At 71.2% G+C, this 22,925-nt stretch carries 18 protein-coding genes and 1 pseudogene; 13 read left to right on the top strand and 6 right to left on the bottom strand.

Features of this window, described 5'->3' with window-relative positions; translation table 11 throughout:
* Nucleotides 1–268 precede the first annotated feature (268 nt).
* The 5 genes and pseudogenes from RWH43_RS16570 to RWH43_RS16545 all read left to right on the top strand — a co-directional run bounded on the left by RWH43_RS16570 (nt 269) and on the right by RWH43_RS16545 (nt 8,025).
* On the top strand, nt 269–1,624 hold the full coding sequence (locus tag RWH43_RS16570) for a hypothetical protein (RefSeq protein WP_144828083.1): 1,356 nt from the start codon (nt 269–271) through the stop codon (nt 1,622–1,624).
* Nucleotides 1,625–2,229: 605 nt separating this feature from the next.
* A pseudogene (locus tag RWH43_RS17670) lies at nt 2,230–3,245 on the top strand (S8 family serine peptidase).
* A 17-nt stretch (nt 3,246–3,262) separates the two neighbouring features.
* On the top strand, nt 3,263–4,849 hold the full coding sequence (locus RWH43_RS16555; RefSeq protein ID WP_144828078.1) for a S8 family peptidase: 1,587 nt from the start codon (nt 3,263–3,265) through the stop codon (nt 4,847–4,849).
* A 13-nt stretch (nt 4,850–4,862) separates the two neighbouring features.
* Nucleotides 4,863–6,416, top strand: coding sequence for a S8 family peptidase (locus RWH43_RS16550; protein WP_316001991.1), 1,554 nt, complete (start codon nt 4,863–4,865; stop codon nt 6,414–6,416).
* Between the two features lie 46 nt (nt 6,417–6,462).
* On the top strand, nt 6,463–8,025 hold the full coding sequence (locus RWH43_RS16545) for a S8 family peptidase (protein ID WP_316001990.1): 1,563 nt from the start codon (nt 6,463–6,465) through the stop codon (nt 8,023–8,025).
* A gap of 12 nt (nt 8,026–8,037) precedes the next feature.
* On the opposite strand, the gene RWH43_RS16540 is transcribed toward RWH43_RS16545, so the two are convergent.
* The 4 genes from RWH43_RS16540 to RWH43_RS16525 all read right to left on the bottom strand — a co-directional run bounded on the left by RWH43_RS16540 (nt 8,038) and on the right by RWH43_RS16525 (nt 13,607).
* Nucleotides 8,038–10,023 (bottom strand): ArnT family glycosyltransferase, encoded by a 1,986-nt coding sequence (locus RWH43_RS16540; RefSeq protein ID WP_316001989.1) that lies wholly within the window; start codon nt 10,021–10,023, stop codon nt 8,038–8,040.
* Between the two features lie 136 nt (nt 10,024–10,159).
* Nucleotides 10,160–11,662: an APC family permease gene (locus tag RWH43_RS16535; protein WP_262346154.1), complete on the bottom strand. Its 1,503-nt coding sequence runs from the start codon at nt 11,660–11,662 to the stop codon at nt 10,160–10,162.
* Between the two features lie 83 nt (nt 11,663–11,745).
* A complete protein-coding gene (locus RWH43_RS16530) occupies nt 11,746–13,140 on the bottom strand; it encodes an aspartate aminotransferase family protein (protein ID WP_154095867.1) in 1,395 nt (464 codons plus the stop codon).
* Nucleotides 13,137–13,607: an Lrp/AsnC family transcriptional regulator gene (locus RWH43_RS16525; protein ID WP_144828063.1), complete on the bottom strand. Its 471-nt coding sequence runs from the start codon at nt 13,605–13,607 to the stop codon at nt 13,137–13,139. The genes RWH43_RS16530 and RWH43_RS16525 overlap by 4 nt, the downstream gene beginning before the upstream one ends.
* Nucleotides 13,608–13,831: 224 nt before the next feature.
* On the opposite strand from RWH43_RS16525, the gene RWH43_RS16520 reads away from it, so the two are divergent.
* Both RWH43_RS16520 and RWH43_RS16515 read left to right on the top strand, forming a co-directional pair.
* A complete protein-coding gene (locus RWH43_RS16520; RefSeq protein ID WP_316001988.1) occupies nt 13,832–15,466 on the top strand; it encodes a cellulase family glycosylhydrolase in 1,635 nt (544 codons plus the stop codon).
* A 148-nt stretch (nt 15,467–15,614) separates the two neighbouring features.
* Entirely contained in the window at nt 15,615–17,606 is a 1,992-nt protein-coding gene (locus RWH43_RS16515; protein WP_316001987.1) for an ArnT family glycosyltransferase, read from the top strand.
* A gap of 15 nt (nt 17,607–17,621) precedes the next feature.
* Here RWH43_RS16515 and RWH43_RS16510 read toward each other — a convergent pair whose 3' ends face one another.
* Entirely contained in the window at nt 17,622–18,413 is a 792-nt protein-coding gene (locus RWH43_RS16510; protein WP_316001986.1) for an alpha/beta fold hydrolase, read from the bottom strand.
* Between the two features lie 57 nt (nt 18,414–18,470).
* Here RWH43_RS16510 and RWH43_RS16505 point away from each other — a divergent pair, with 57 nt between their 5' ends.
* The 6 genes from RWH43_RS16505 (at nt 18,471) to RWH43_RS16480 (ending at nt 22,114) form a co-directional block, all read left to right on the top strand.
* Entirely contained in the window at nt 18,471–19,037 is a 567-nt protein-coding gene (locus RWH43_RS16505; protein WP_154095865.1) for a mismatch-specific DNA-glycosylase, read from the top strand.
* Nucleotides 19,034–19,447 (top strand): ribosomal maturation YjgA family protein, encoded by a 414-nt coding sequence (locus tag RWH43_RS16500; protein ID WP_316001985.1) that lies wholly within the window; start codon nt 19,034–19,036, stop codon nt 19,445–19,447. Before RWH43_RS16505 ends, RWH43_RS16500 begins: the two co-directional genes overlap by 4 nt.
* 48 nt (nt 19,448–19,495) lie before the next feature.
* Nucleotides 19,496–19,792, top strand: coding sequence for a DUF1905 domain-containing protein (locus RWH43_RS16495; RefSeq protein WP_144828049.1), 297 nt, complete (start codon nt 19,496–19,498; stop codon nt 19,790–19,792).
* A 12-nt stretch (nt 19,793–19,804) separates the two neighbouring features.
* Nucleotides 19,805–20,260: a prepilin peptidase gene (locus tag RWH43_RS16490; RefSeq protein WP_316001984.1), complete on the top strand. Its 456-nt coding sequence runs from the start codon at nt 19,805–19,807 to the stop codon at nt 20,258–20,260.
* Between the two features lie 80 nt (nt 20,261–20,340).
* On the top strand, nt 20,341–21,399 hold the full coding sequence (locus RWH43_RS16485) for a YhjD/YihY/BrkB family envelope integrity protein (protein WP_230704445.1): 1,059 nt from the start codon (nt 20,341–20,343) through the stop codon (nt 21,397–21,399).
* Complete coding sequence (locus RWH43_RS16480; RefSeq protein ID WP_316001983.1) at nt 21,392–22,114, top strand: NAD(P)H-hydrate epimerase; 723 nt, start codon at nt 21,392–21,394, stop codon at nt 22,112–22,114. The genes RWH43_RS16485 and RWH43_RS16480 overlap by 8 nt, the downstream gene beginning before the upstream one ends.
* A 22-nt stretch (nt 22,115–22,136) precedes the next feature.
* On the opposite strand, the gene RWH43_RS16475 is transcribed toward RWH43_RS16480, so the two are convergent.
* Nucleotides 22,137–22,892, bottom strand: coding sequence for a glutamine amidotransferase (locus RWH43_RS16475; protein WP_144828037.1), 756 nt, complete (start codon nt 22,890–22,892; stop codon nt 22,137–22,139).
* Nucleotides 22,893–22,925: the final 33 nt, after the last annotated feature.

Genomic DNA, 22,925 nt, shown 5'->3' with positions numbered 1-22,925 from the left:
GAGTCTACCGGGGGCGCGCGGCGTGCCCCGGCGAGCGCCGGGCAGGTGAGAGCACGGGTGAGCACGAGCCCCGCACGCGGATCGCCCGCGCGGTCGTCTGCGCGATGCGATCCGCGCGGAACGGCGACCGGATGCCGTCGCCCCCGGCCTTCACCCCCGTCGCGAACCGCGCTCCCAGCGCGTCCCTCGCCGACGCATAGGGAAATGTCACCCGCACGTCGTGGGTCCTCAGCCGTGACGCCCACCGGCCCGTCAGGAAGGACGACCTGTGCGACACTCCGTCGATCGCCCGCTCCACCTCCCCGCCCACCCCACTCGCCGCGTCATCCTGCACGGTGCCGCGTGGGCGGTGCCCGCGGTGGCCTTGGTCGCCGCGACCCCCGCCTTCGCCGCCTCGGGCAAGACGCTCTCGTTCTCGGCGGCGTCGTACTCCGGCGTGACCTGCGGCACGATCACCACCGCCGTCGTCAAGGCGGCGAACGGCGCCGCGGCCGCGGCCGGGGTCAGCATCGCTCTGCAGCTGTCCGGCGGATACACCTTCGACGGGGGCGGCACGTCCGCGACCGTCGTGACCGGCTCTGACGGCTCGGTGTCGTGCGGCACGATCCACGTGCCCGGCAACGGAGCCACCGGCACGCTGTCGGCGTCGTCGTCGGGCGCCACGAGCGCCTCGGCCTCGCTGACGGCAACCGATGCCCGTATCCTCACTTCGCCGAGCGGCCTCGCCGACGCGACGAGCGTCCCCACCGGGTCGACCCCCGTCGGCCAGGACTACTTCCTCGCGGGCGGCGTGCTCTACAAGTCGGGCACCGGGGCCGTGGCCACCGGCATCGCGGCCGTGGGTCGGCTGGTCGAGTCGCCCTCGGGCAACGCGACCTTCCTGCTGCCGGTGCGGCGCGACGACGGCTCGGCGGCGGTGTTCAGCACGAGCGCGGGCACGTTGACCACCGTCAGCGGTACGCCGTCGGGAGCGACCCCCCTCGCCGCCGACCTCTTCCTCTCGGGCTCCTCGATCTACCGGGGTGGCGCTGCCGTGGCCACCGACGTCGCCGAGGCGGGTCAGCTCATCTCGCACGACGCGGGCAGCGGCTCGTCGAGCACCTTCTTCCTGCCGTATCGCTCGAGTGTCGGCTCACCCCGCATCCTGCGCCTGCCGAACAACGACGTGCGTACCGCGCCCGAGTACGGCACGGCGAACGGTCCGGGCGGTGGCGCGACGCCGATCGCCGACGACCTCTTCCTCTCCTCCGGGAACATCTACCGCGTCAGCTGGGACGGCACCAGCGCCTACGGCACCGGCATCGTGGCATCCGGAATCGCCGCGTTCGGGACGCTCACGCCGAACCCCTACTACTCGGGCGAGCGGTTGCTGCCGGTCCGTCGCACGAGCACCGGCGAGGCGGCCCTCTTCATGGTCTCGGGCAACAGCGTGCGCACGGCGACCAACGTGCCGACCGGCAGCACGCCGCTCGGCGCCGACTTCTTCGCGTCGAACGGAACGATCTACCAAGACGTCTCGGGGGGCGTCGCGAGCTCGGTCTCGGCTTACGGCGCGGCGGGTCCGGCGGCCTTCGGCTCGAACAAGGTCACCGTCCCGTTCACCGTGTCGAGCTCGTCGTGCTGAGCGTCGATCCCTTCCGACGTCACGGTCCGCGCGGCGCTCTGCGATGGGTGGCCGTCGGCCTGACCGGCGCGCTTCTCATCGCCGGGGGAGTGACGCTCGCCGTATGGCCCGCAGCCGACCACTCCGCCCCCGCCGCTGCGGCGGCGGCCGGCCCGGCGCCGTCGAGCACTCCCTCGGTTTCCGAGTCATCCGATCCGTCCACCGCCACCGAGGGGTCGGGCGTCGCGGCGGCCGACGAGTGGGTCCACGCCGTCCAACTCCCCGCCGATGCGACCGACGACCAACGCCTGCAGGCCAAGCTGGCGTACGACCTCATCACGGTTCCGCTCAGTCAGCGCGACGCTCTGTTCTCGCTTCCCGGCGTCGAGGCCGTCGCACCGGTCGTGCGCGATGACACTCTGTCGGTGGCGGTCCTGCGCGAGCAGTCCGACCTCGTGAGGGCGAGCATTCCGGATGCCGTGGTCGAGCCGAACGAGGTCGCCAAGGTCGAAGCCGATCAGACCCCCGTCCCGTCGTGGGGGCTCGACTCCGTTGACAACGCCGGCGGGGCGCAGGACGGTCACTACCGCTACGACAACGACGGAACCGGCACGACGGTCTTCGTGATGGACAGCGGCGTGCAGTCGAACCATCCCGATTTCGGGGGCCGCGTCGACGTGGCTGCAGGGAAGGACTTCATCAACGACGGTCGCGGCACCGAGGACTGCCTCGGCCACGGCACCCACGTGGCCGGAATCGTCGGCAGCACCACCTACGGCGTGGCCAAGAAAACCCGCATCATTCCGGTGCGAGTGTTCGGCTGCTCCGGAACCGGCTCTGCGATGGACGTCTATTACGCCCTCAACTGGATCACCGACAACAACCGATGGCCCAGTCAGATGGTCATCAACATGAGCCTGAGCGTGCCCAAGTACTTCCCGATCAACAACACGGCATCGTTCGCGAACAGTCGCGGCTTCGTCGTGATCGCGGCCGCGGGAACGAGTCCGACGATGCCTGCAACTCGTCCCCCGGTTCGACGTCGTCGGTCATCACGGTGGGGTATTACACCAAGGCGCTCAACTACAGCGGCTACAGCAACACCGGCCCGTGCGTGAAGGTCGTCGCACCGGGTGGGGAGATCACCTCCACCTATCTCAACAGCGGGACGGCAACCGCCAGCGGAACGTCGATGGCGGCGCCGCACGTGTCGGGCCTCGCGGCGCGCCTGCTGCAAGCGCACCCGTCGTGGGTCGGGTCCGACGTGTTGAACTCCTTCAACACGGCCGCCTCGACCGGCCGCCTCGGCAACATGCCGGCCAACACCGTGAACCTGATCGCGACCATCCCTGTGGCGGCTGCGCAACCGCAGGTCACCTCGTTGACGACGAGCACCGCCTCAGCCGGCATCGGGCTGTCGTGGACGACCAACGGCGTCGGAACCTTCACCGCCTTCTCGCTCACCGTCACCGACACCGCGACGGGGCTCGCCTACCCGGTGACCGTGTCGGGCACCAAGGCATCGACGGTCTTCACGAACGTCATCCCGGGCCACGCCTACTCGATCAAGATCATCGGCACGGCGACGCTCTCCTCGGGCGCCTCGGTGACGACCGACCCGGTCACGGCCACCGGTCCCTGACCTCGGGAGGGCCATTCATGTCGTTCGTCACCCTCCCCTCCCGTTCTCGACGGGCGTGGTCCTTCGGCCTCGTCATCACTCTGCTCGCATCGGGCGGCGTCACCGCGGCAGTGATGTCGTCGTCCTCGGCGGGAAGTTCCGTTGCTTCGTCGATCTCACCCGTTCCCGGCGACAGCGCCGCCGAGCCCCAGGTCGCTGTTGCTGCCCCCGCCCCTGCCGAGGACGCGCCGTCGTGGTCGGCGCAGTTCGGCGTCCCCGCCGACGCCACCGATGAGGAGCGCCTGCAGATCAAGTCGTCGTTCGACATCGTCACGGTGCCGCTCGCCGACAAGGACGCCCTGGCGGCGCTGCCGGGTATCACGCTCGCCGGCCCGATGACCTTCGGCGACACCTTCATGGCCGCCGTGCCGCACGCGCAGACCGAGCTCGTGCGGGCTCAGTTTCCGGATGCCGAGATCGAGCCGAACAGCGAGGTCACGCCCGACGGAGACCAGACGCCCGTCCGCTCGTGGGGTCTCGACGTGGTCGACAACTCCGACGCCGCACAGGACGACCACTACCTGTACGACGCGACGGGTGCGGGCACCACAGTCTTCGTCATCGACAGCGGTGTACGAGGGTCGAACGCCGACTTCGGCGGGCGCGTCGACACCTCGATGGGGCGCGACTTCATCAACGACGGTAACGGCACCGACGACTGCTCGGGGCACGGCACGGCCGTGGCCGGCACCGTGGGCAGCACCACCTACGGCGTGGCGAAACAGGCCAAGATCGTTCCCGTCCGCGTCTTCGGATGCACGGGCGGTGGGCTGGCCTACGACTTCGTGAACGCGGTGAAGTGGATCGTCGACACCTACCCGCCCGACCGCATGGTCATCAACATGAGCCTCGGCATGGGCCGGTGGGCGACGTTGAACACCATGGTGAACTACGCCGCCACGCACGGTTTCGTCGTCGTCGTGAGCGCGGGCAACAACAGCCGCGACGCCTGCACGCAGTCGCCGGCGGCGGCCGAGAGCGTCATCACCGTCGGCGCCTTCAACGAGCAGCGCAGCTACAGCTCGTACAGCAACTACGGCAAGTGCGTGAAGACCCTCGCGCCCGGCGACAACATCGCGACGATCCCGATCCAGGGGGCCATCGCGTACGCCACCGGCACCTCGATGGCCACGCCGCACGTCTCCGGGCTCGCCGCGCGTCTGCTCGAGCAGCACCCGACCTGGACCACCGCCGACGTTCTGGCGTTCCTGAACACCCCCGCCGCGGCCGGACACATCTCGAACGTGCCGGCCGACACGGTGAATTTCACCGCCGCGATCCCGATGGTCCCGCGGATCACGTCGCTGACGACCGGCACCGCGGCGAGCGGCATGTCGCTGACCTGGACGACCAACGGCGTCGGCACCTTCACGTCGTTCTCGATCACCGTCACCGACACCACGACGGGTCGCACTCACCCCGTCACCGTGTCGGGCGGGCGATCGTCGACGGTGTTCACCGCCACGCAGAGCGGGCACGCCTACAGCGTGAGCATCACCGGCGCGGCGCGCATGCCGTCGGGCGTCGAACTGACCGCCGACCCGGTGACCGCGACCGGTCCGTGACAGAAGAGAGCGCATGATCGATCGTCACCGTTCCACCCCACGCCGACGCGGCGTCATCGCGGCCGTGGCCGCGGGCCTCGCCCTCGTCGGCGCCGTCACCGCGACCGCGTGGTGGGGGCCCGTCTCGGCGGCACCCGACGGGGCGCGCGCAGCGACCTTCGCACCGGCGCCGCAGCCCGAGGGGTCGTCGGCGGTCATCGACGACTTCCCCATCCCGGCGGATGCCACCGACGCCGAGCGCGAGCAGATCAAGCTCTCGTACGACATCGTCGCCGTCCCCGTCGACCAGCGCGACGAGGTGCTCTCGGTTCCCGGGGTGTCCGCCGTCGCACCGGTCACCGTGGGCGACACCTTCGTCGTGGCGGTGCCGGCGTCGTCCGCCGACCTGGTGCGGGCGAGCGTTCCCGACGCGGTCGTCGCGCCGAACCCGGTGGTCACCGTCGCGAGCGACGAGACACCCGTTCCCTCGTGGGGTCTCGACGTCGTCGACAACACCGCCTCCGCCCACGACGACCACTACCTGTACGACTCCACCGGGGCGGGTGTCACAGCCTTCGTCATCGACAGCGGGGTGCAGTCGACGCATCCCGACTTCGGAGGCCGGGTCGATGCGGCCGCGGGCAAGGACTTCGTCGGCGACGGGAACGGCACGGAGGACTGCTTCGGCCACGGCACGCACGTCGCGGGGACGATCGGCAGCACCACGTACGGGGTGGCGAAAGAGGTCCGCATCATCCCGGTGCGGGTGTTCGGGTGCCAGGGTCAGGGGTCGGGCTACGACATCCTGCGGGCTCTCGACTGGATCTACCGCACCTATCCGACCGGGACGCAGTCGGTCATCAACATGAGCCTGGGCATGCCGACGTTCTCGTACGTCGACGCCTACGTCAATGCGCTGAGCGACCGGGGATTCGTCATCGCGGCGGCCGCGGGGAACGACGCCAAGGACGCGTGCACGTCCTCGCCGGCGAGTGCGGCGAAGGCGATCACCACCGGGGCCTACGCCGACGACAACGCCTTCGCGTGGTACAGCAACACCGGCCCCTGCGTGAAGATCCTCGCCCCGGGGAGCGACATCACCTCCACCTGGATCGGCTCTCAGGTGGCGGTCGACAGCGGCACCTCGATGGCCAGCCCCCACGTCGCCGGTCTCGTCGCGCGGCTGCTGCAGGAGCATCCGACGTGGAAGACCGCCGACGTGCTGCAGTACTTCGGCACCTCTGCCGCGACGGGGCACATCACCGGCGTCCCTTCGAACACCGTCAACCAGGTCGCCGCCGTTCCCGGCGTGCCGCGCGTGAAATCCCTCACCGCGACCGCAGCCGCCTCCGGCATCGCCCTGTCGTGGACGACCAACGGCATCGGCACCTTCACGACGTTCTCGCTCGAGGTGACGGACACCACGGCGGGCCGTTCCTATCCGGTCACCGTCTCGGCGCTGCGCTCGTCCACGGTCTTCACCGACGTCGTGAGCGGGCACGCCTACACGATCACCCTCACCGGTTCGGCGCGCATGCCGTCCGGCGCCCTCGTCACGACCGACCCCCTGACGGTCGCCGGGCGCTGACCCCCGTCCCGCACCGCGCCCACTCGAACACCCTCTAGGAGACCCCGTGACCGACCGCACCGCTCTCGATCGACTCCGCCGGTGGGGCGCCCTCGGACTGGCCGGAGGGCTTCTGCTCGGCGCCGGCATCGTCGTGGCGGTGTCCGCACCGGGCGGGGCGGACGCCCTCCCGGCCACCGCCGCGAGCCTCGCCGTCGACCCTGCTCCGACGAGCGACGCGACGCCTCCCGCGGAGGCGGTGGTCGACGACTTCCCGATCCCCGCGGATGCCACCGACGCCGAGCGTCAGCAGATCAAGCTCTCGTATGACATCGTGACGGTGCCGGCCGACCAGCGCGAACAGGTGCTCGCGATCCCCGGGGTCACGGCCGCAGGCCAGGTGACCCTCGGCGACGAGTTCTACGCGGCGGTTCCGGTCGCGGCATCCGACGCCGTGCGCGAAGCGCTCCCCGACGCGCGGGTCACCCCGAACCCCGTGGTGCGCGTGGCAGCCGATCAGTCGCCCGTGGGGTCATGGGGGATCGACGCGGTCGACAACGTCGCCGGTGCTCAGGACCAGCACTACCTCTACGACTCCACCGGCGCCGGCACGACGGTGTTCGTCGTCGACACCGGTGTGTGGGCCGATCATCCCGACTTCGGCGGCCGCGTCGACGCCGCGGCGGGCAAGGACTTCATGAACGACGGCCGGGGCACCACCGACTGCCAGGGCCACGGCACGATGGTGGCGGGCGTGGTCGGCAGCTCGACCTACGGCGTCGCCAAGCAGGCGCGGATCGTGCCGGTGCGGGTGTTCGGCTGCTACGGAGAGGGCAACGGCTGGGACGTCATCGCCGCCCTCGGCTGGATCTCCGACAACTTCTCGGGGCAGAAGGCGGTCGTCAACCTGAGCCTCGGCACCCCGGAGTGGGACACCCTCGACAACGCCTCCAGTGCCCTCGTCGACAAGGGCTTCGTCGTCGTGGCGGCCGTCGGCAACGACCAGGTCGACGCGTGCACCGTCTCGCCCGCGCGGGCGCCGAAAGTGATCGCGGTGGGGGCGACCGAGCCGGCGGGCGACTTCCTCTATATGAGCAACCGGGGTCCGTGCGTCGACGTGCTCGCCCCGGGCGGCAGCATCACCTCGACCTCGAAGGACGGGGGATCGGGCCTCGCCAGCGGCACCTCGCTGTCGAGCCCCCACGTCGCCGGCCTCGCCGCCCGCCTGCTGCAGGAGCACCCGACGTGGAAGGCCGCCGACGTCTCGCAGTCCTTCGCGAACACCGGGGCAAGCGGGCACGTCGGGAACGTGCCGGCGAACACCACCGACCTGCTCGCAGTGATCCCCGCCGAGCCGAAGATCACCGCGCTGACGGCGAGCACCGTGAGCGCGGGCACGAAGCTGTCGTGGACGACCAACGGCATCGGCACCTTCACCTCGTTCGCGGTGACGGTGACCGATACGACGACGGGTCGCTCCTATCCCGTGACCGTCTCCGGTTCGCGCTCGTCCACCGTTTTCACGAACCGGGTCTCCGGGCACGCGTACACGGTGAGCATCTCGGGGTCGGCGCGGATGCCCTCGGGGGCCTCCGTCACGCCGGCGACCGTCACGGCATCCGTCCCCTGATCGCGGGCGGGGTCACCGGCATTCGTACAGGGTGACCCCCGTCGCCTTCGACGCGGGTCGACCATCGCCGGCCTCCTTCGCGGGGGCGAACGTCACCGTCGTGAGGGCACGGCAGCCGGGGCCGGTCGCCACCTCGCGCACGGGATCGCCTTCGGGGGCGCCGTAGGCCACGGCGAACAGGTGCACGCGCCCGGTGCTCACCATCTGCGCGAGCTGGTCGGCGGTGAACACCGGCACGTGACCGCTGTAGCCCCCATCGGTGAGCACGCGCGCACCGGTGGCATCGATGATCTGCGCCGAGATCGCCCACGAGTCGGTGACGAACAGCGGCGTCCCCTCGGCTCCGCCGCCATGCTTCTCGGCGAGCGACACCAGCTGGGCGAGCGCCGGCGTCAGTGACGGGTGGCCACCCCACGGCGCGGGTGTCGACACCGTGAAGACCTCGTCGCGGTTGCCGCCGACCGCAGTGACACCCACGTACGCGTCGCCACCGCTGCCGTCGCGGGCGTCGTCGAGCACCTGCAGGCTCGTCGCGACCGGCAGGCACAGCAGGGCGATGGCCAGAGCGAGAGGAGCGGCCCGTCGCAGCGACCGTGGGGCGCTCCGCCCGCGCAGCGCCGCGATGAACCCGATCAGCACGCCGGCGGCACCGACCCCGATCGCGGGGATCAGCAGCACGGACGGAAGCAGCGCCTGCGCGATGAGCCACGCCCACCACCCGGCCTGCACGAGGACGACGGCGGGGAGCACCAGGCGCAGCGCGACGTTCCGCGCGCGCAGGAGCCGGACGCCCTCGCGCCACGCGATGGCGGTCAGCAGCGCCATCGGCACGCCCAGCGATGCGACGTACGCGGTGTGCGGCACGCGCGTGACGGTGAGCACGGCCGCGGCCGTCGCCAGCCACACGGTCGCCGCGACGACGAGGGCGAAGCGCACGCGGCGAGCCGACAGAAGAGCTCGACCGCGTGGGCGGCGGGCGTAGCGCCAGAGCCCCAGCACGATGCCGGCGAGGGCCGCGGGGTAGAGCCAGCCGATCTGCGTGACCAGCGGCAGCTCGACGAGTTTCGACAGGGTCGGCAGACTGCCGTGCTGCCCCGTCGAGGCGGGGGCGAGGAGAGCGTGCACGACGCTTGCGAGCGTCGAGCCCACGCCGCCCGCGCCGCCCGACGAACCGACCGACCCCGGGTAAGCGTCGGGGGCGAGGCGGTCCAGTCCGTTGTAGCCGAACACCATCGCGAAGATGTCGTCGTCGGTCGACCCGTCGACGTAGGGGCGGCTGCCCGCCGGCACGAGCGCGAACACCACCATCCACGCCACCGAGACCACCACCGACACCCCGGTCACCGCACCGGCGCGGGCGAGGGCGCGACGGCGGTCCGGCACCGCGACGAGCGTGGCCACGATCAGCGCCGGCAGCACGAACCACGCCGACATCATCTTCGCCTGGAAGCCGACGCCGACGAAGAGGGCCGCCATCAGCAGCGGCCCCCAGCGCGCAGTGAGCATCGCGCGCTGCCACCACACCACCGCGACCGCGAGCGACATCGTCAGCAGGCCGTCTTCCATCGGATGCGCGAACATCGACACGAAGATCGGGGTCGACGCGGCGGCCGCGGCGGCGACCAGCCCCGCACCGCGCCCTCCCCATCGCAGCGCGATCACCGCGCACGCGACGACGGTGATCACACCCTCGATCACCTGGGGCAGGGCGATGGCCGAGACCGACATGCCGAACACGCGGATGCTGAGCGCCTGCGGCACCGCGAAGCCGCTGAGCTTGTCGAGGGTGACCGTGGCCGCCGGATCGAACGCCCCGAAGAACAGGGCGCGCCACGACTGCGACATCGATCGCGCCGCCGCCTCGTAGAACGAGAAGTCGCCCCCGCGCGAGAGGTTCCAGCACGTGAGCACCACGAAGACCGCGACGATGAACACGAGCGAGAGGCGCGCCCACCACGGCTCGCGCCACCAGCGCGCGAGAGGCGGGGCAGGGGTCACGATGCACAGGGTCGCGCGGTCAGGACGGTGGCGGATATCAGCCGGATATGAGAGCGCTGTGGGTTGGGCGCGGTGCCCGGACGCGCGAAGGCCGCGGCACCCGGAAAGCGATGCCGCGGCCTGTCAGCGGGGCGGGTCAGATCTCGGAACGCGGCCCCGGCATGGTCTTGTTGAAGCCGGTGACGGGCTCGTTCTCATCGAACGAGGCGATCGGGCGGCGGAACCCGCGGGTCAGCACCAGCAGGTACACCACGCCGATCCCGGTCCAGATCAGCCCGCCGATGAGGGCGTGCATGTCGAGGTTGACCCACAGCAGGCCGGTGAGCACCATGCCGATCGCCGGCATGACGATGTAACTGAGGATGTCGGCCGGCGTCTTGCGCCGCCCCTGTCGCACCGCGAACCACGCGATCACCGAGACGTTCACGAAGGTGAACGCCACGAGCGCGCCGTAGTTGATGTACGCCGCGATCTGCTCGAGGGTGAACGCGATCGCGAGCAGGCTCACCACGCCGACGATGACGATCGAGAAGGTCGGGGTGTGGGTCTTCGGGTTGATGAAGCCGAAGATCCGGCGCGGCAGCACGTTGTTGCGGCCCATCACCATGAGCATGCGCGAGACCGACGCGTGCGAGGCGAGCCACGACGCGAGCGTCGCCGCGAACCCGGCCGCGGTGAGCACCGCCTGCAGCACCGGACCGCCGACCTGCACGCCGATCTCGGGCAGCGTGCTGTCTTCGATCGCCTCCTGCGGGAAGGCCGTCGAGTCGGGGAAGCGCAGCTGCGTCACGTACGCCGCGACGAGGAAGATGACGCCACCGGCGACCAGGGTCAGCAGGATCGCGCGCGGCATGATCTTCGGCGTCTTGGCCTCTTCGGAGTACATCGAGACCGCGTCGAAGCCGATGAACGAGAAGCACACCACGGTTGCCCCCGCCAGCACGGCACCGAACTGCACCTCGCTGTGGGCGAAGGGGGCGATCGAGACCGCGGTCCCGGCTCCCGCGCCGCCGACGAGCTGCACGACGACCATCACGACGAACACGGTCATGACGAGGATCGAGAACACCAGCAGGATCATGTTGACGTTCGAGGTGCCGCGCATCGTCAGGTAGATCACGCCCGTGACGCCCGCGGTGAAGACGATGACCCAGATGAAGCCGGGCACGTCGGGGAAGAGCGCCTCCATGTAGCTGCGCAGGATCAGCGCGTTCACCATCGGCAGCAGCATGTAGTCGATCAGGGCGGTCCAGCCCACGACGAAGCCGACGCCGGGGTGGATCGACTCGCGGGCGTAGGTGTACGCGGAGCCGGCGCTCGGGATGACGCGGACCATCTTGCCGTAGCTGATGGCGGTGAAGACCAGCACGACGAGCGCGACCGCGTAGGCGGCCGGCACGACGTTGTTCGTCTTCTCGGCGACGAGGCCGAACGTGTCGAAGACGACGGTGGGGGTCATGTACCCCAGACCGAGGCCGACGATCGACCAGAGGCCGAGGGTGCGGGCGAGTTTCGCTCCCGAGCGGGATGCGGCCGTCGTGGCGGCGAGGTTGTCGTTCGTGGCTCCTCCTAGAGGGTGCGGTGCGCGATCGGGCGTCGCGTCCGAGGGGCTGATGTCGGGGTACAGCGGGCGGAGCACCGCTCGGGGTGGGAGCGGGGGAGTCGGCGCGGGTGGCGCCGGGAGGGACCGGATGCCGACGTGGTGGCGCCGGCATCCGGAGATCAGAGGCGGGTCCAGGCCTCGGTCAGCACGGAGCGCAGGATCTGCTCGATCTCGGTGAACTCCGCGGGACCGAGGGTCAGCGGGGGTGCGAGCTGGATGACCGGGTCGCCCCGGTCGTCGGCGCGGCAGTACAGCCCCGCGTCGAACAGGGCCTTCGACAGGAATCCGCGCAGCAGGCGCTCGGACTCGTCGTCGTCGAAGGTCTCTTTGGTCGCCTTGTCTTTGACGAGCTCGATGCCGAAGAAGTACCCGTCGCCGCGCACGTCGCCGACGATCGGCAGATCGAGCAGCTGCTCGAGCGTCGAGCGGAAGACGGGGGAGTTCGTGCGCACGTTCTCGAGCAGTCCCTCCTCTTCGAAGACGTCGAGGTTCTCGAGCGCGACCGCCGCCGACACCGGGTGACCGCCGAAGGTGTAGCCGTGCGGGAACGTCGCGTCGCCGTGGGCGAAGGGCTCGTAGATGCGGTCGCTGATGATCGTGCCGCCCAGGGGGGAGTACCCGCTGGTCACGGCCTTGGCGAAGGTGATCATGTCGGGCTGGTAGTCGTAGGCCGAGGCGCCGAAGTAGTGGCCGAGCCGGCCGAACGCGCAGATGACCTCGTCGGAGACGAGCAGCACGTCGTACTTGTCGCAGATCTCGCGGACGCGCTGGAAGTACCCGGCCGGGGCGGGGAAGCACCCGCCGGCGTTCTGCACGGGCTCGAGGAAGACGGCGGCGACGGTCTCGGGGCCCTCGAACTGGATCATCTGCTCGATGCGGTCGGCGGCCCACAGGCCGAACTCTTCGGGGGTGCCCCCTCCGAAGCCCGACTCGGCGGCGCGGTAGTAGTTGGTGTTGGGCACGCGGAATCCGCCCGGGGTGACCGGCTCGAACATGTGCTTCATCACCGGCAGGCCCGTGATCGCCAGGGCGCCCTGCGTGGTGCCGTGGTAGGCGATCGCGCGCGAGATGACCTTGTGCTTGGTGGGCTTGCCCTGCGTCTTCCAGTACTGCTTCGCGAGCTTGAACGCCGTTTCGACGGCCTCCCCGCCGCCGGTGGAGAAGAAGACGTGGTTCAGATCGCCCGGTGCGAGGTTCGCCAGGCGCTCGGCGAGCTCGATGGCCGCGGGGTGCGCGTACGACCACAGGGGGAAGAACGCGAGCTCCTCCGCCTGCTTCGCCGCAGCCTGCGCGATGCGGCGCCGTCCGTGGCCGGCGTTCACCACGAACAGGCCCGCGAGCCCGTCGATGTACTTCTTGCCCCGGGCATCCCAGATGTGGTGGCCCTCGCCCTTGACGATGATCGGCACCCCGGGACCGTCGGTCATCGTCGACTGACGGGAGAAGTGCATCCAGAGGTGGTCGCGGGCCTTGGCCTGGAGGTCGGCATGCTGGTCGGTTTCGATAAGAGTCATCGCGTTCCCCAGTTGTAGAGCTGACGGTGGAGCTTGAGATAGACGAACGTCTCGGTCGAGACGACGTCGGGCAACGACCGGATGCGGTCGTTGAGCACGTCGATGAGGTCGTCGTCGCTCTCGCAGACGATCTCGACGAGCAGGTCGAACGAGCCGGCCGTCGACACCACGTAGGTGACGCCCGGGATCTCGCTCATGGCCCCGGCGACCACGCGGGTGTCTCCCGACACGCGCACGCCGATCATCGCCTGGCGGGCGAAACCGAGCTGGAGCGGGTCGGTGACGGCGACGATCTGCAGGACACCGGCCTCTTGCAGCTTCTGCACGCGCTGGCGCGTGGCCGTCTCGCTGAGACCGACGGCTTTGCCGATCTCGGCGTACGACCGGCGCCCGTCTTCCTGCAGCTGTTCGACGATCGCCTTCGAGACGTCGTCGAGCACGGCGCTGCGCTCGATCGGAGGAGTCATGATCGGCGACGGTATCAGCGGATTGTCAGGTGTATCAATGGTGATCTCGACATTTCACACGCGGAAACACGACGGAAACCGTCGCTGATCGCGGACGCGGCGACGTCGAGTCGCGCGAGGCGGTCCCGTGCGGGTCGGAGCAGGGGGCCGGATGCCGGGATGCCGGCGTTTCGCGCGTGCGCGGGGCGGCGCCGGGCACCGCTACGATGACCGCGGGGGTGCCGATGTCCGGATGGCGCGCGCGGTGGGCGACACTGCGACGATCGGCGCGCCGTGTTTCCGCGATCACGGCGGCGCTGGTGCTCCTGGCATCCGGGGTCGTCGCCGCTCCGGCCGCCTCCGCCGCCACCCTTCCGGGCTGGTTGTCGACGCGCGGAGCGAGCATCGTCACGGCATCCGGAACGCCCTACACGATCAAGGCCGTCGCCTGGTTCGGCATGGAGACCTCGAACTGCGCGCCGCACGGCTTGTGGTCGATCTCGCTCGACGACGGGCTCGACCAGATCGCGCGCATGGGCTTCACCACCATCCGCCTGCCCTTCTCGAACGAGTGCCTCGCGGCGAAGTCGTCGAACTCGATCAACAGCTACGTCAACCCGCAGCTGGCCACACTGTCTCCGCTGAAGCTCATGGACGCCTTCATCGCCCGCGCGAAGGCGCACGGGCTGTCGGTGATCCTCGACCGGCACCGGCCCGACTCGGGCGCGCAGAGCGAGCTCTGGTACACCGCGCAGTACAGCGAGAAGCGGTGGATCGACGACTGGAAGATGCTCGCGGCGCGCTACAAGAGCGACTCCACCGTCATCGGCGTCGACCTGCACAACGAACCCCACGGCCCCGCCTGCTGGAACTGCGGCGACCCGAAGCGCGACTGGCGGGCCGCCGCCACGCGTGCGGGCAATGCGGTGCTCGCGGTGAACCCCAAACTGCTCATCATCGTCGAGGGCGTCGAACGCCAGAACGACGGCTCGAGCACCTGGTGGGGCGGCGGCCTGAAGGACGCGGGCGCGGCTCCCGTCTCGCTCACGGTGAAGAACCGCGTCGTCTACTCGCCCCACGACTACCCGGCCACCGTGCACCAGCAGTCGTGGTTCTCGGCGCCGAACTACCCCGCGAACCTCGAGTCGCTGTGGGACGCGAACTGGGGCTACCTCGTGCGCACCAACACCGCGCCCGTGCTGCTCGGCGAGTTCGGCACGAAATACGAGACCGCGAGCGACAAGGCGTGGCTGAAGTCCCTCGTCGGCTACCTCGCGAAGACGAAGATCAGCTACGCGTACTGGTCGTTCAATCCCAACAGCGGCGACACGGGCGGCCTGGTCACCGATGACTGGAAGACGCCGCAGAAAGCGAAGCTGGCGGCTCTCGCGCCGATCCTCACGCCAGTGAAGACACCGACGCCCAGTCCGATGCCCAAGCCGAGCACGACGCCGAAGCCGACCGCGAGCGCGACGCCCAAGCCGAGCACCACGCCCAAGCCGACGGCCAGCGCGACGCCGAAGCCGAGCGCAAGCGCGACGCCCAAGCCGACCGCGAGCACCACCCCCAATCCGACCGCGAGCCCGGGCCTGGCCGCGACCTGGATCCCGCAGAGCGTGTGGGGCGAGGGCTACGTCGCCGAGCTGTCGCTGACGGCCTCGGGAGCGGTGAAGCGCTGGACCGTGTCGTTCGACGCCCCCGGCACCACGGCCGTCACCAGCGCCTGGGGCATGAGCTGCGCGGTCAGCGGCACGAAGGTCACCTGCACCGGCAGCGACTGGGCCGCGACGCTGGGCGCCGGACAGAGCGTGCGGGTCGGGCTGCAGGCCTCGGCCACCGCGGCGCCGAAGGCTCCGAAGCTCTCCGTCTCGGCCTCCTGAACCGCCTGAACGCGAGAACGTGACCGGCGCGGATGCCCGGGGAGTCGGCATCCGGACCCTTCTTCTCCGGATGCCGCGGCCGCCACTCATCAGTCACGCATAAGAACCGCTAGGCCGCGGTGAGGGAGCGCCTGCCTACGATGCGCCGGTGACCGCCACTCTGCCCGCATCGTCCGCCGCCGCCCCCGCCCTCCCGGCCCTGCGCCGCCCCGGCGGCTGGACCCTCGGCCTGCTCGCCATCGGCCTCGGCGCCCTGGTGCTGACCGGGTGGCAGGTGTGGGCGGGAGCACCGAGCGAGTACTACGCTTCGATCGCGCTGTCGATGAGCAGGAGCTGGTCGAACTTCTTCTTCGGCGCCGTCGACCCGGCGGGCACTGTCACGCTCGACAAGATCCCCGGCTCGTTCTGGATCCCGGCGCTGTTCGTGCGCGTGTTCGGCTACTCGGCGTGGGCCGTGATCCTGCCGAACGCCCTCGCCGCCGTCGGTGCGGCCCTCGTGACCGCCGTCACCGCTCGCCGACTCGCGGGGGTGCGCGCGGGCCTCATCGCCGGGGCGGTCGTGGCGGTCACGCCGATCCTCGTGGCGGTGGCCCGCTCGAACCAGCCCGAGGCCTTCTTCGTGCTCGGGCTCTCGCTCACCGCGTGGGCGGCGGTGCGGGCCGTCGAGCAGCGCAGCCTCGGCTGGCTGGTCGCGGCGGGGGCGCTGGTGGGACTGTCGTTCCAGTTCTACATGCTCGAGGCGTGGGCGGTGTGGCCGGCGCTGGCCGCCGCCTACCTGTTCACGCGGCAGTCGTGGGCGCGGCGCCTCGGGCACCTCCTCGTCGCGGGTGCGGTGAGCGCTGCGGCCTCGCTGTGGTGGGTGGCCATCGTCTCGCTCATCCCGGCGGGGAGCCGCCCCTACGTCGGCAGCACCCTGTCGAACAACCCGTGGGAGATGGTGTTCGGCTACAACGGTCTGGGGCGCTTCTCGGCGACCGCCGACATCGGCTCGTTCGAGTCGTTCACCCCGCCGTTCTCGGGCGACCCCGGAGTGCTGCGCCTGTTCAACGCGCAGCTGGCCGGGCAGATCGCGTGGCTCGTCCCGGCCGCGCTGGTGGCGATCGTCGTGCTGTGGGTGCTGCGGTTCTCGCGGCCGCTGACCGTGCTGCTGACGGTGTGGACGGCGACGTTCGCGGCGATGTTCTCGGCGGTCGCCGGAATGCACCAGTTCTACACCGCGGCCCTCGCCGTTCCTCTCGCGCTGACGGTGGCGACCGCGCTGGCCGTCGCGCATCGCGCCGGCAAGACCTGGCCCCAGGTGGTGATCGTCGGCGCGGCCGGGGCGACGGCGCTGGGCATCGGTATCGCGATGGGCGGGTACAGCGTCCCGGTGTCGATCGTGCAGGCCCTCGCCGCCGCCGCTGCGATCGTGCTGCTGGTGCTGCATCGCGGATCCCGGGTGCTCGTGACCTCGGCGCTGATGATCGGGCTGCTGCTGACCCCGGCGGTGTGGTCGGCGGTCACGATCGCCCACCCCAATTCCATCAACCCCGTCGCCGGGGGCGTGTCGGAGGTCTCGGGCGGAGGCTTCGGCCGCGCCGGCTTCGCGGGCGGAGCGCCGGGCGCCGGGCAGGCTCCGGGGCAGGGCTCGGGCGGCGCGCCCGGGTCGGGCACCGCGCCGGGCTCGGGCACCGGTCAGGGCTTCGGGGCGCGGCAGGGCCGTTCGGGTCAGGGCCTCGCGCAGGGCGGCACGGGACAGGGCCGCACGCGCGACGGCGGCGCGGCCTTCCCGGGCTCCGGCACCACGGGCGCCGATACGGCTCTGCTGTCGTGGCTTGAGTCGCACAGCACCGGCGGCACGTACCTCGCCGCGACCTTCGGGGCGCAGTCGGCCGCGCAGCTGATCGTCGCCTCGGACGGCGGGTCGTTCCTGCCCATCGGCGGCTTCAACGGCACGGATGCCGTGCCCACCCTCGACGCGTTCGTCTCGATGGTGCAGTCGGGTGAGGTGCGCTATGTCATCGGCGGCGAGCAGCGCGGGTCGGGTGCCCCGGGGTCGTCCGCGTCGACGACGTCGAGCTCGGCGCAGATCCGCGACTGGGTCACGCAGCACTGCGCGACCGACAGCTCGGCCCCCTCGACCGTGTACGACTGCGCCTGAGGTCGCGCGAACGCGTCAGCGGCCGAGGAACTCCAGGCCCGCCTCGCGGAACGCCCGCGAGCCCGGCGCGTTGACGTGGTGCCGCTTCGGGATGTCGGCGAACTCGCCGCGGGGGAGCAGGCCCGCGAGGTGCGCCGACTGGTCGTGGATGGGGTCGTCGGTGCCGGTCGCGATGAGCACCGGCTGCTGCGGCGGCGACGAGGGGTCGGGGTCGGTCTCACCCAGGCGCATGCCCTCGGCGATCGCGACCAGGGCCCGCAGGTCGTTGCCCGGCACGCGCTCGGCGAGCGAGACGTAGCGCAGGGTCGTGGCATCCTGAACCGGCTCACCGTGATCGAGGAACGCGCGCGCCTGATTGACCCGCAGACGAGCGAGGGGACGACCGTCGGGAATCCCGCCGAGCACCGCCCGCTCGACGTGCTCGGGGGCGTCGACGGCGAGCTGCCAGCCCACGCGGCCGCCGAGCGAGTAGCCGAGGTAGCGCACCTGGTCGACGAGGTAGGTGTCGAGCACCGCCACCAGGTCGGAGACGAGCGTGGGCATCGTGTACGACGCGGCGTCGTAGGGCTTCTCGCTCGCGCCGTGACCGCGCTGGTCGACCGCGATCACGCGGTAACCCGCACGCAGCAGGTCGCGCACCCAGCCCGTGTTGACCCAGTTGTCGCGGGTGCTCGAGCCGAAGCCGTGCACGCACAGCACCGGATCGGCCTCGACATCGCCCCACGAGTAGGTGGCCAGGCGCACGTTGTCGCCGACGATGACGAACTGCGCGGGAGGGATCTCGGTGAGGGCGGGCACGGCATCCATTCCTCCGATCCTGGCAGACGCCCAGGGTCGTCCCGAGGTAGTGGTCATAGTGGTCTCATGGGATATACGCGCGCCGAGCTCGAGTCGTTCCGGGATGCCACGCGGCCCGACCTCGTCGAGCCGGGCGTCCGCCTGCTGTTCGTCGGCATCAACCCCGGCCTGTGGACCGCGGCCACCGGCACCCCCTTCGCGCGACCCGGAAACCGGTTCTGGCCCGCGCTGGTGAAGGCGGGCATCCTCCCGCGCCTGCCGGCGTACTCCGAGCCGCTCGGCGACGACGACCGCCGGCTGATCTTCGACGCGGGGGTGGGGGTGAGCAATCTCGTGGCCCGCGCGACGGCCCGCGCCGACGAGCTGTCGCGCGACGAACTGCGCGAGGGTGCCGCAGCTCTCGTCGACCGGGTCGCCGCGTGGAGCCCTCGCGCCGTCGCCGTGGTCGGCCTCACCGCGTACCGGCAGGGCTTCGGCCGCCCCAAGGCCGCGGCGGGGCGACAGGACGAGGCGATCGCCGGGGTGCCGACCTGGGTGCTGCCGAATCCGAGCGGGCTCAACGCCCACGACACCGTCGACTCCCTCGCCCGCGCCTACGCCGAACCTGCGCGGGCGGCGGGGATCCTCGCGTGAGGCGGCGTCGTCTCGCGGCCCTCGTCGCGCTCGCCGCCGTCATCGCCGCGGGGCTGCTCGTGCACAAGGCTCTGCCCGGGTCGACGGCGACCGACGTCGCGGGCGACGCGCTGTACGCGGTGGCCGCCTTCACCGGACTCGTCCTGCTCTTCCCGCGCGCTCCGCGCCTCGCGCTCGCCGGAGCCGCGGCCGTGTGGTGCGTGGGCGTCGAACTGCTGCAGTTGACCGGGGTGCCGCTCGCGCTGGCCGAGCGCGTGCCGCCGGTGGCGCTGCTGCTGGGCACCGGCTTCGATGCACGCGACCTCGTCGTCTACGTGTGCGCGGTGGCGGTCGCCGTCGCGGTCGACATCGCGGTGTCGCGGCTTCTCCCCAGGGGGACGACGCGCACGGGTGTCGGAGCACCCGGGTAACGTGACCGCCACATCACCGAGGAGGTTCCGGATGCCGAGGGCAGTGTCGTGATCGTCGACTTCGAGGGCGACGTGTTCCGGTGGGAGGCCCGCTCCGACAGCGACTGGTACTTCGTGGCCGTACCGCCCGAGCTGAGCGAGGAGATCCGCGAGGCGCAGACCTTCCGCCGGGGCTTCGGGGGAGTGCGCGTCGACGCGACCATCGGGGCGACGACCTGGCGCACGTCGATCTTCCCGCAGGCGAGTGACATGTACGTGCTGCCGCTCAAGCGTGCGGTGCGCGAGGCCGAGGGCATCGATCCGGGGGCGATCGTGCGCGTCGGTCTGTTCGTGCTCGACGCCTGACCCCGGATGCCGGTGGCACTCCTGCTCGCGCTGTCGGTCTTCGGCGTGGCCGGTGTCGTGCTCGCCGCGATCGACGCGCGCACCCATCGGATCCCCGACGTCGTCGTCCTCCCCGCGACGATCGCGGTGCTCACGCTGATGGCGGTCGCCGCGGGCGTGCTCGGACAACCCGGCCGGGCGGTCGCGGTGGCCGGGGGAGCGCTCGCCGCCTTCGGCGTCTGTCTCGTGCTGCACCTCGCCCGCCCCGCGGCGTTCGGCGGGGGAGACGTCAAGCTCGCCGCCCTCGTCGGCGCGACGCTGGGCTGGTTCGGCCCGGGCGCCGTGGCATCCGCCCTCTTCGTCGCCTTCGCGGGCGGAGCCGCAGCGGGCATCGCGGCGTGGGCGGCGGCAGGGCGCCGGGCCGAGGTGGCCTTCGGGCCCGTCCTGGTGCTCGGGGCGGGGTGGTCGCTGGCGCGGGCGGCGCTGTGAGAGGCGGCGCAGACTGTCGCGCCGCCCCGGATCGGTCAAGCCCCGCGGTGCGAGGCGTCTCGCGCGGATACCCTGACCCCATGGCCGACCTCATCCGTCGCGTCACGGCGTGGGCTCTGTCGCTCCGCCTCGTGCGCGCCTTCCTCGTCTACTCGGGAGCGCGTGGTCCGATGCTGGCCGACAGCGTCACCTACCGCACCCTCTTCAGCCTCTTCGCCGCGGTGCTGCTGGGCTTCTCGTTCGCGACCGTGTGGCTCGCCGGCAACCCCGACGGGATCGCCGCCCTCGAGCGTTCCGTCAACAGCGTCGTGCCGGGTCTCGTGGGCCCCAACGGGCTGCTCCAGCTCGACGGAATCAAGGCACCCGAATTCACGATCGCCGGGATCATCGCGATCCTCGGTCTGCTGGGTGCCGCCATCGGCGCCATCGGGTCGCTGCGTTCGGCGTTCCGGCAGATCGCCGGGGTGACCACCGACGACACGCTGCCGATCCTCGTGATCGTGCGCAACCTCCTCGTCGCGCTCGGCATCGGCGTCGCGCTGGTGGGTGCGGCGATCGTGACCTTCCTCGCCACCGCGGGGCTCACCTTCGTGCGCGAGCTGCTGGGGATCTCCGCCGACTCCTGGGTCTCGGCGGTGCTGACGTGGCTGCTCTCGACCGCGGTCGTGCTGGTGCTCGACACCGCCGCGGTGGCCGTGGCCTTCGCGGCACTGTCGGGCGTGAAGACGCGTCGCAGCACGCTCCTGCGCGGAGCCCTCCTGGGCGGTGTCGGGCTGGTCGTCCTGCAGCAGCTGTCGGGACTGTTCGTCGGCGGCGCCACCAGCAACCCCCTCCTGGCGACGTTCGCCTCGCTCATCGCGTTGCTGCTGTGGCTCAACCTGTCGAGCCAGGTGATCCTCATCGCCGGGGCCTACATCACAGTGGCCACCGAGGAGGATCTCGACCGCGTCCGCGCGAAGTACGGTGCGTCGACCCTCATCCAGTTCCGCGTGCGCCGGGCCGAGAAGGCCGTGCGCGCGGCGACCGGTGAGCTCGACGCGGCGCGCGAGGCCGAGAAGAAGGAGCGCGAGACGCTCGCGAAGAGCGATCCCGCCGCCGCCGAGCGCGAGAGCGCTGCGGAGGCGAAGTCGCATGTCTGAGCGCGCGGCCCCGCTCGCGGCCGAGCGCACACCGGCCTATACCGCCGACGCCGTGCGCGCCGCCGAGAAGCCGCTGCTCGAGCAGGGCGTGCCCTTGATGCGCCGCGCCGCGGCGGCTCTGGCCGACGTGGTCTCCGACGAGCTCGCGGCCCATCCGGGGCCGGTGCTCGTCCTCGCGGGCGCGGGCGACAACGGCGGAGACGCCCTGTACGCCGCGGCCGAGCTGGCCCGCGCGGGAGCCTCGGTCGACGTCGTGCTCGTGCGCGACCGCGTGCATCGCGCGGCGCTCGACGCGGCTGTCGCCGCGGGTGTGCGCGAGTGCTCGGGAACCGACGCGTGCGCGCGGATCGCCGACTACCGCGTCGTGGTCGACGGGATCCTCGGCATCGGCCGTCTCGCCGACCGGCGGCTGCGTGGCAGCGCCCGTGCGCTCGTCGAGAAGATCCTCGCGCTCGACGCTCGTCCCCGCATCGTCGCCGTCGATCTGCCCAGCGGCCTCGACCCCGATGACGGGACGGCGGATGCCGCCGTGCTCGCCGCCGATGTCACCGTCACCTTCGGCGCGGTCAAGGCCGGCCTCGTGCGCGGGCGCGGTCCCGAGCTGGCGGGGAGCGTGCACCTGGTCGACCTCGGGCTCGAGCCGTACCTGCGGCTCGCGCACCCCGCGGTCACCGCGCCGATCGTGCTCGCACGCTCGACGGTGCGCGTGCGCTGAGGTCAGCGCCGAGCTGCCGAGGTCAGCGGGCGTAGCGCTCGACGAACGTGCGCAGCATCCGCGACGGTTCCGTCACGGGGGCGCGGCGCACTGCCGAGAGGGTGAGGTCGAGCTCGTCGGAGGCGAAGTAGCCGTACTCCGCGTAGGCGTGGATACGCGTGACGATGCCGTCGACGTCGAGCTCGGGGTGGAACTGCGTCGCGTACACATGGGATCCGAGACGGAACATCTGCACCGGGCACGTCGGCGACGACCCCAGCAACACCGCCTCGGGCGGGAGGGCGCTGATCGCCTCTTTGTGGCCGACGAAGGCGGAGAAGGTCGAGGGCAGGCCCGCGGCGAGCGGATCGGCGCGCCCCGCCTCGGTGAGGGTCACGTCGACGACGCTGATGGGTTCGGCGAAGGTGCCGTCGATGGGGGCTCCGAGGTGCGTCCCGAGAGTGCCGACGCCGTAGCACGCGCCCAAGAACGGCAGGTCGCGAGCGACCACCTCGTCGACCAGGGCGGCCATCTCGGCCTCGACCCGGCGCTGCACCGCCGACTTGCGCTCGAACGGGTCGGATGCGTTGAAGGGGCTTCCGCCGACGAGGATGCCCGACACCTCGTCGAGATCGAGCGCGGGGAGGGCATCGCGTTCGAGACGGATGCGGCGCAGCCGTTCGGGTGGGAGGCCCGTATACCGCAGGAAGAGCGCATACTCCTCGTCGGCCGGGCGGTCCTCCGCGCGCGTGGCCAGCAGGACGAACGGGCGATCTCCGGGCAGGTCGGTCGTCGTCACCCGAGCGATTCTAGGCGAGCCCTGTCAAGTCAC

It is taken from the genome of Microbacterium algihabitans (genome assembly GCF_032464975.1).
Taxonomy (GTDB): domain Bacteria; phylum Actinomycetota; class Actinomycetes; order Actinomycetales; family Microbacteriaceae; genus Microbacterium; species Microbacterium algihabitans.
Note: the sequence above shows the minus strand (reverse complement) of the source record. Positions and strands in the feature narration are given on the sequence as shown.

Bases quoted from the DNA above. Each gene is read 5' to 3' on its own strand.
- RWH43_RS16550 (WP_316001991.1), top strand. From the start codon at position 4,863: ATGATCGATCGTCACCGTTCCACCCCACGCCGACGCGGCGTCATCGCG.
- RWH43_RS16480 (WP_316001983.1), top strand. From the start codon at position 21,392: ATGTCTGAGCGCGCGGCCCCGCTCGCGGCCGAGCGCACACCGGCCTAT.
- RWH43_RS16510 (WP_316001986.1), bottom strand. From the start codon at position 18,413: ATGGATGCCGTGCCCGCCCTCACCGAGATCCCTCCCGCGCAGTTCGTC.
- RWH43_RS16530 (WP_154095867.1), bottom strand. From the start codon at position 13,140: ATGACTCTTATCGAAACCGACCAGCATGCCGACCTCCAGGCCAAGGCC.
- RWH43_RS16520 (WP_316001988.1), top strand. From the start codon at position 13,832: ATGTCCGGATGGCGCGCGCGGTGGGCGACACTGCGACGATCGGCGCGC.
- RWH43_RS16525 (WP_144828063.1), bottom strand. From the start codon at position 13,607: ATGACTCCTCCGATCGAGCGCAGCGCCGTGCTCGACGACGTCTCGAAG.
- RWH43_RS16485 (WP_230704445.1), top strand. From the start codon at position 20,341: ATGGCCGACCTCATCCGTCGCGTCACGGCGTGGGCTCTGTCGCTCCGC.
- RWH43_RS16555 (WP_144828078.1), top strand. From the start codon at position 3,263: ATGTCGTTCGTCACCCTCCCCTCCCGTTCTCGACGGGCGTGGTCCTTC.
- RWH43_RS16505 (WP_154095865.1), top strand. From the start codon at position 18,471: ATGGGATATACGCGCGCCGAGCTCGAGTCGTTCCGGGATGCCACGCGG.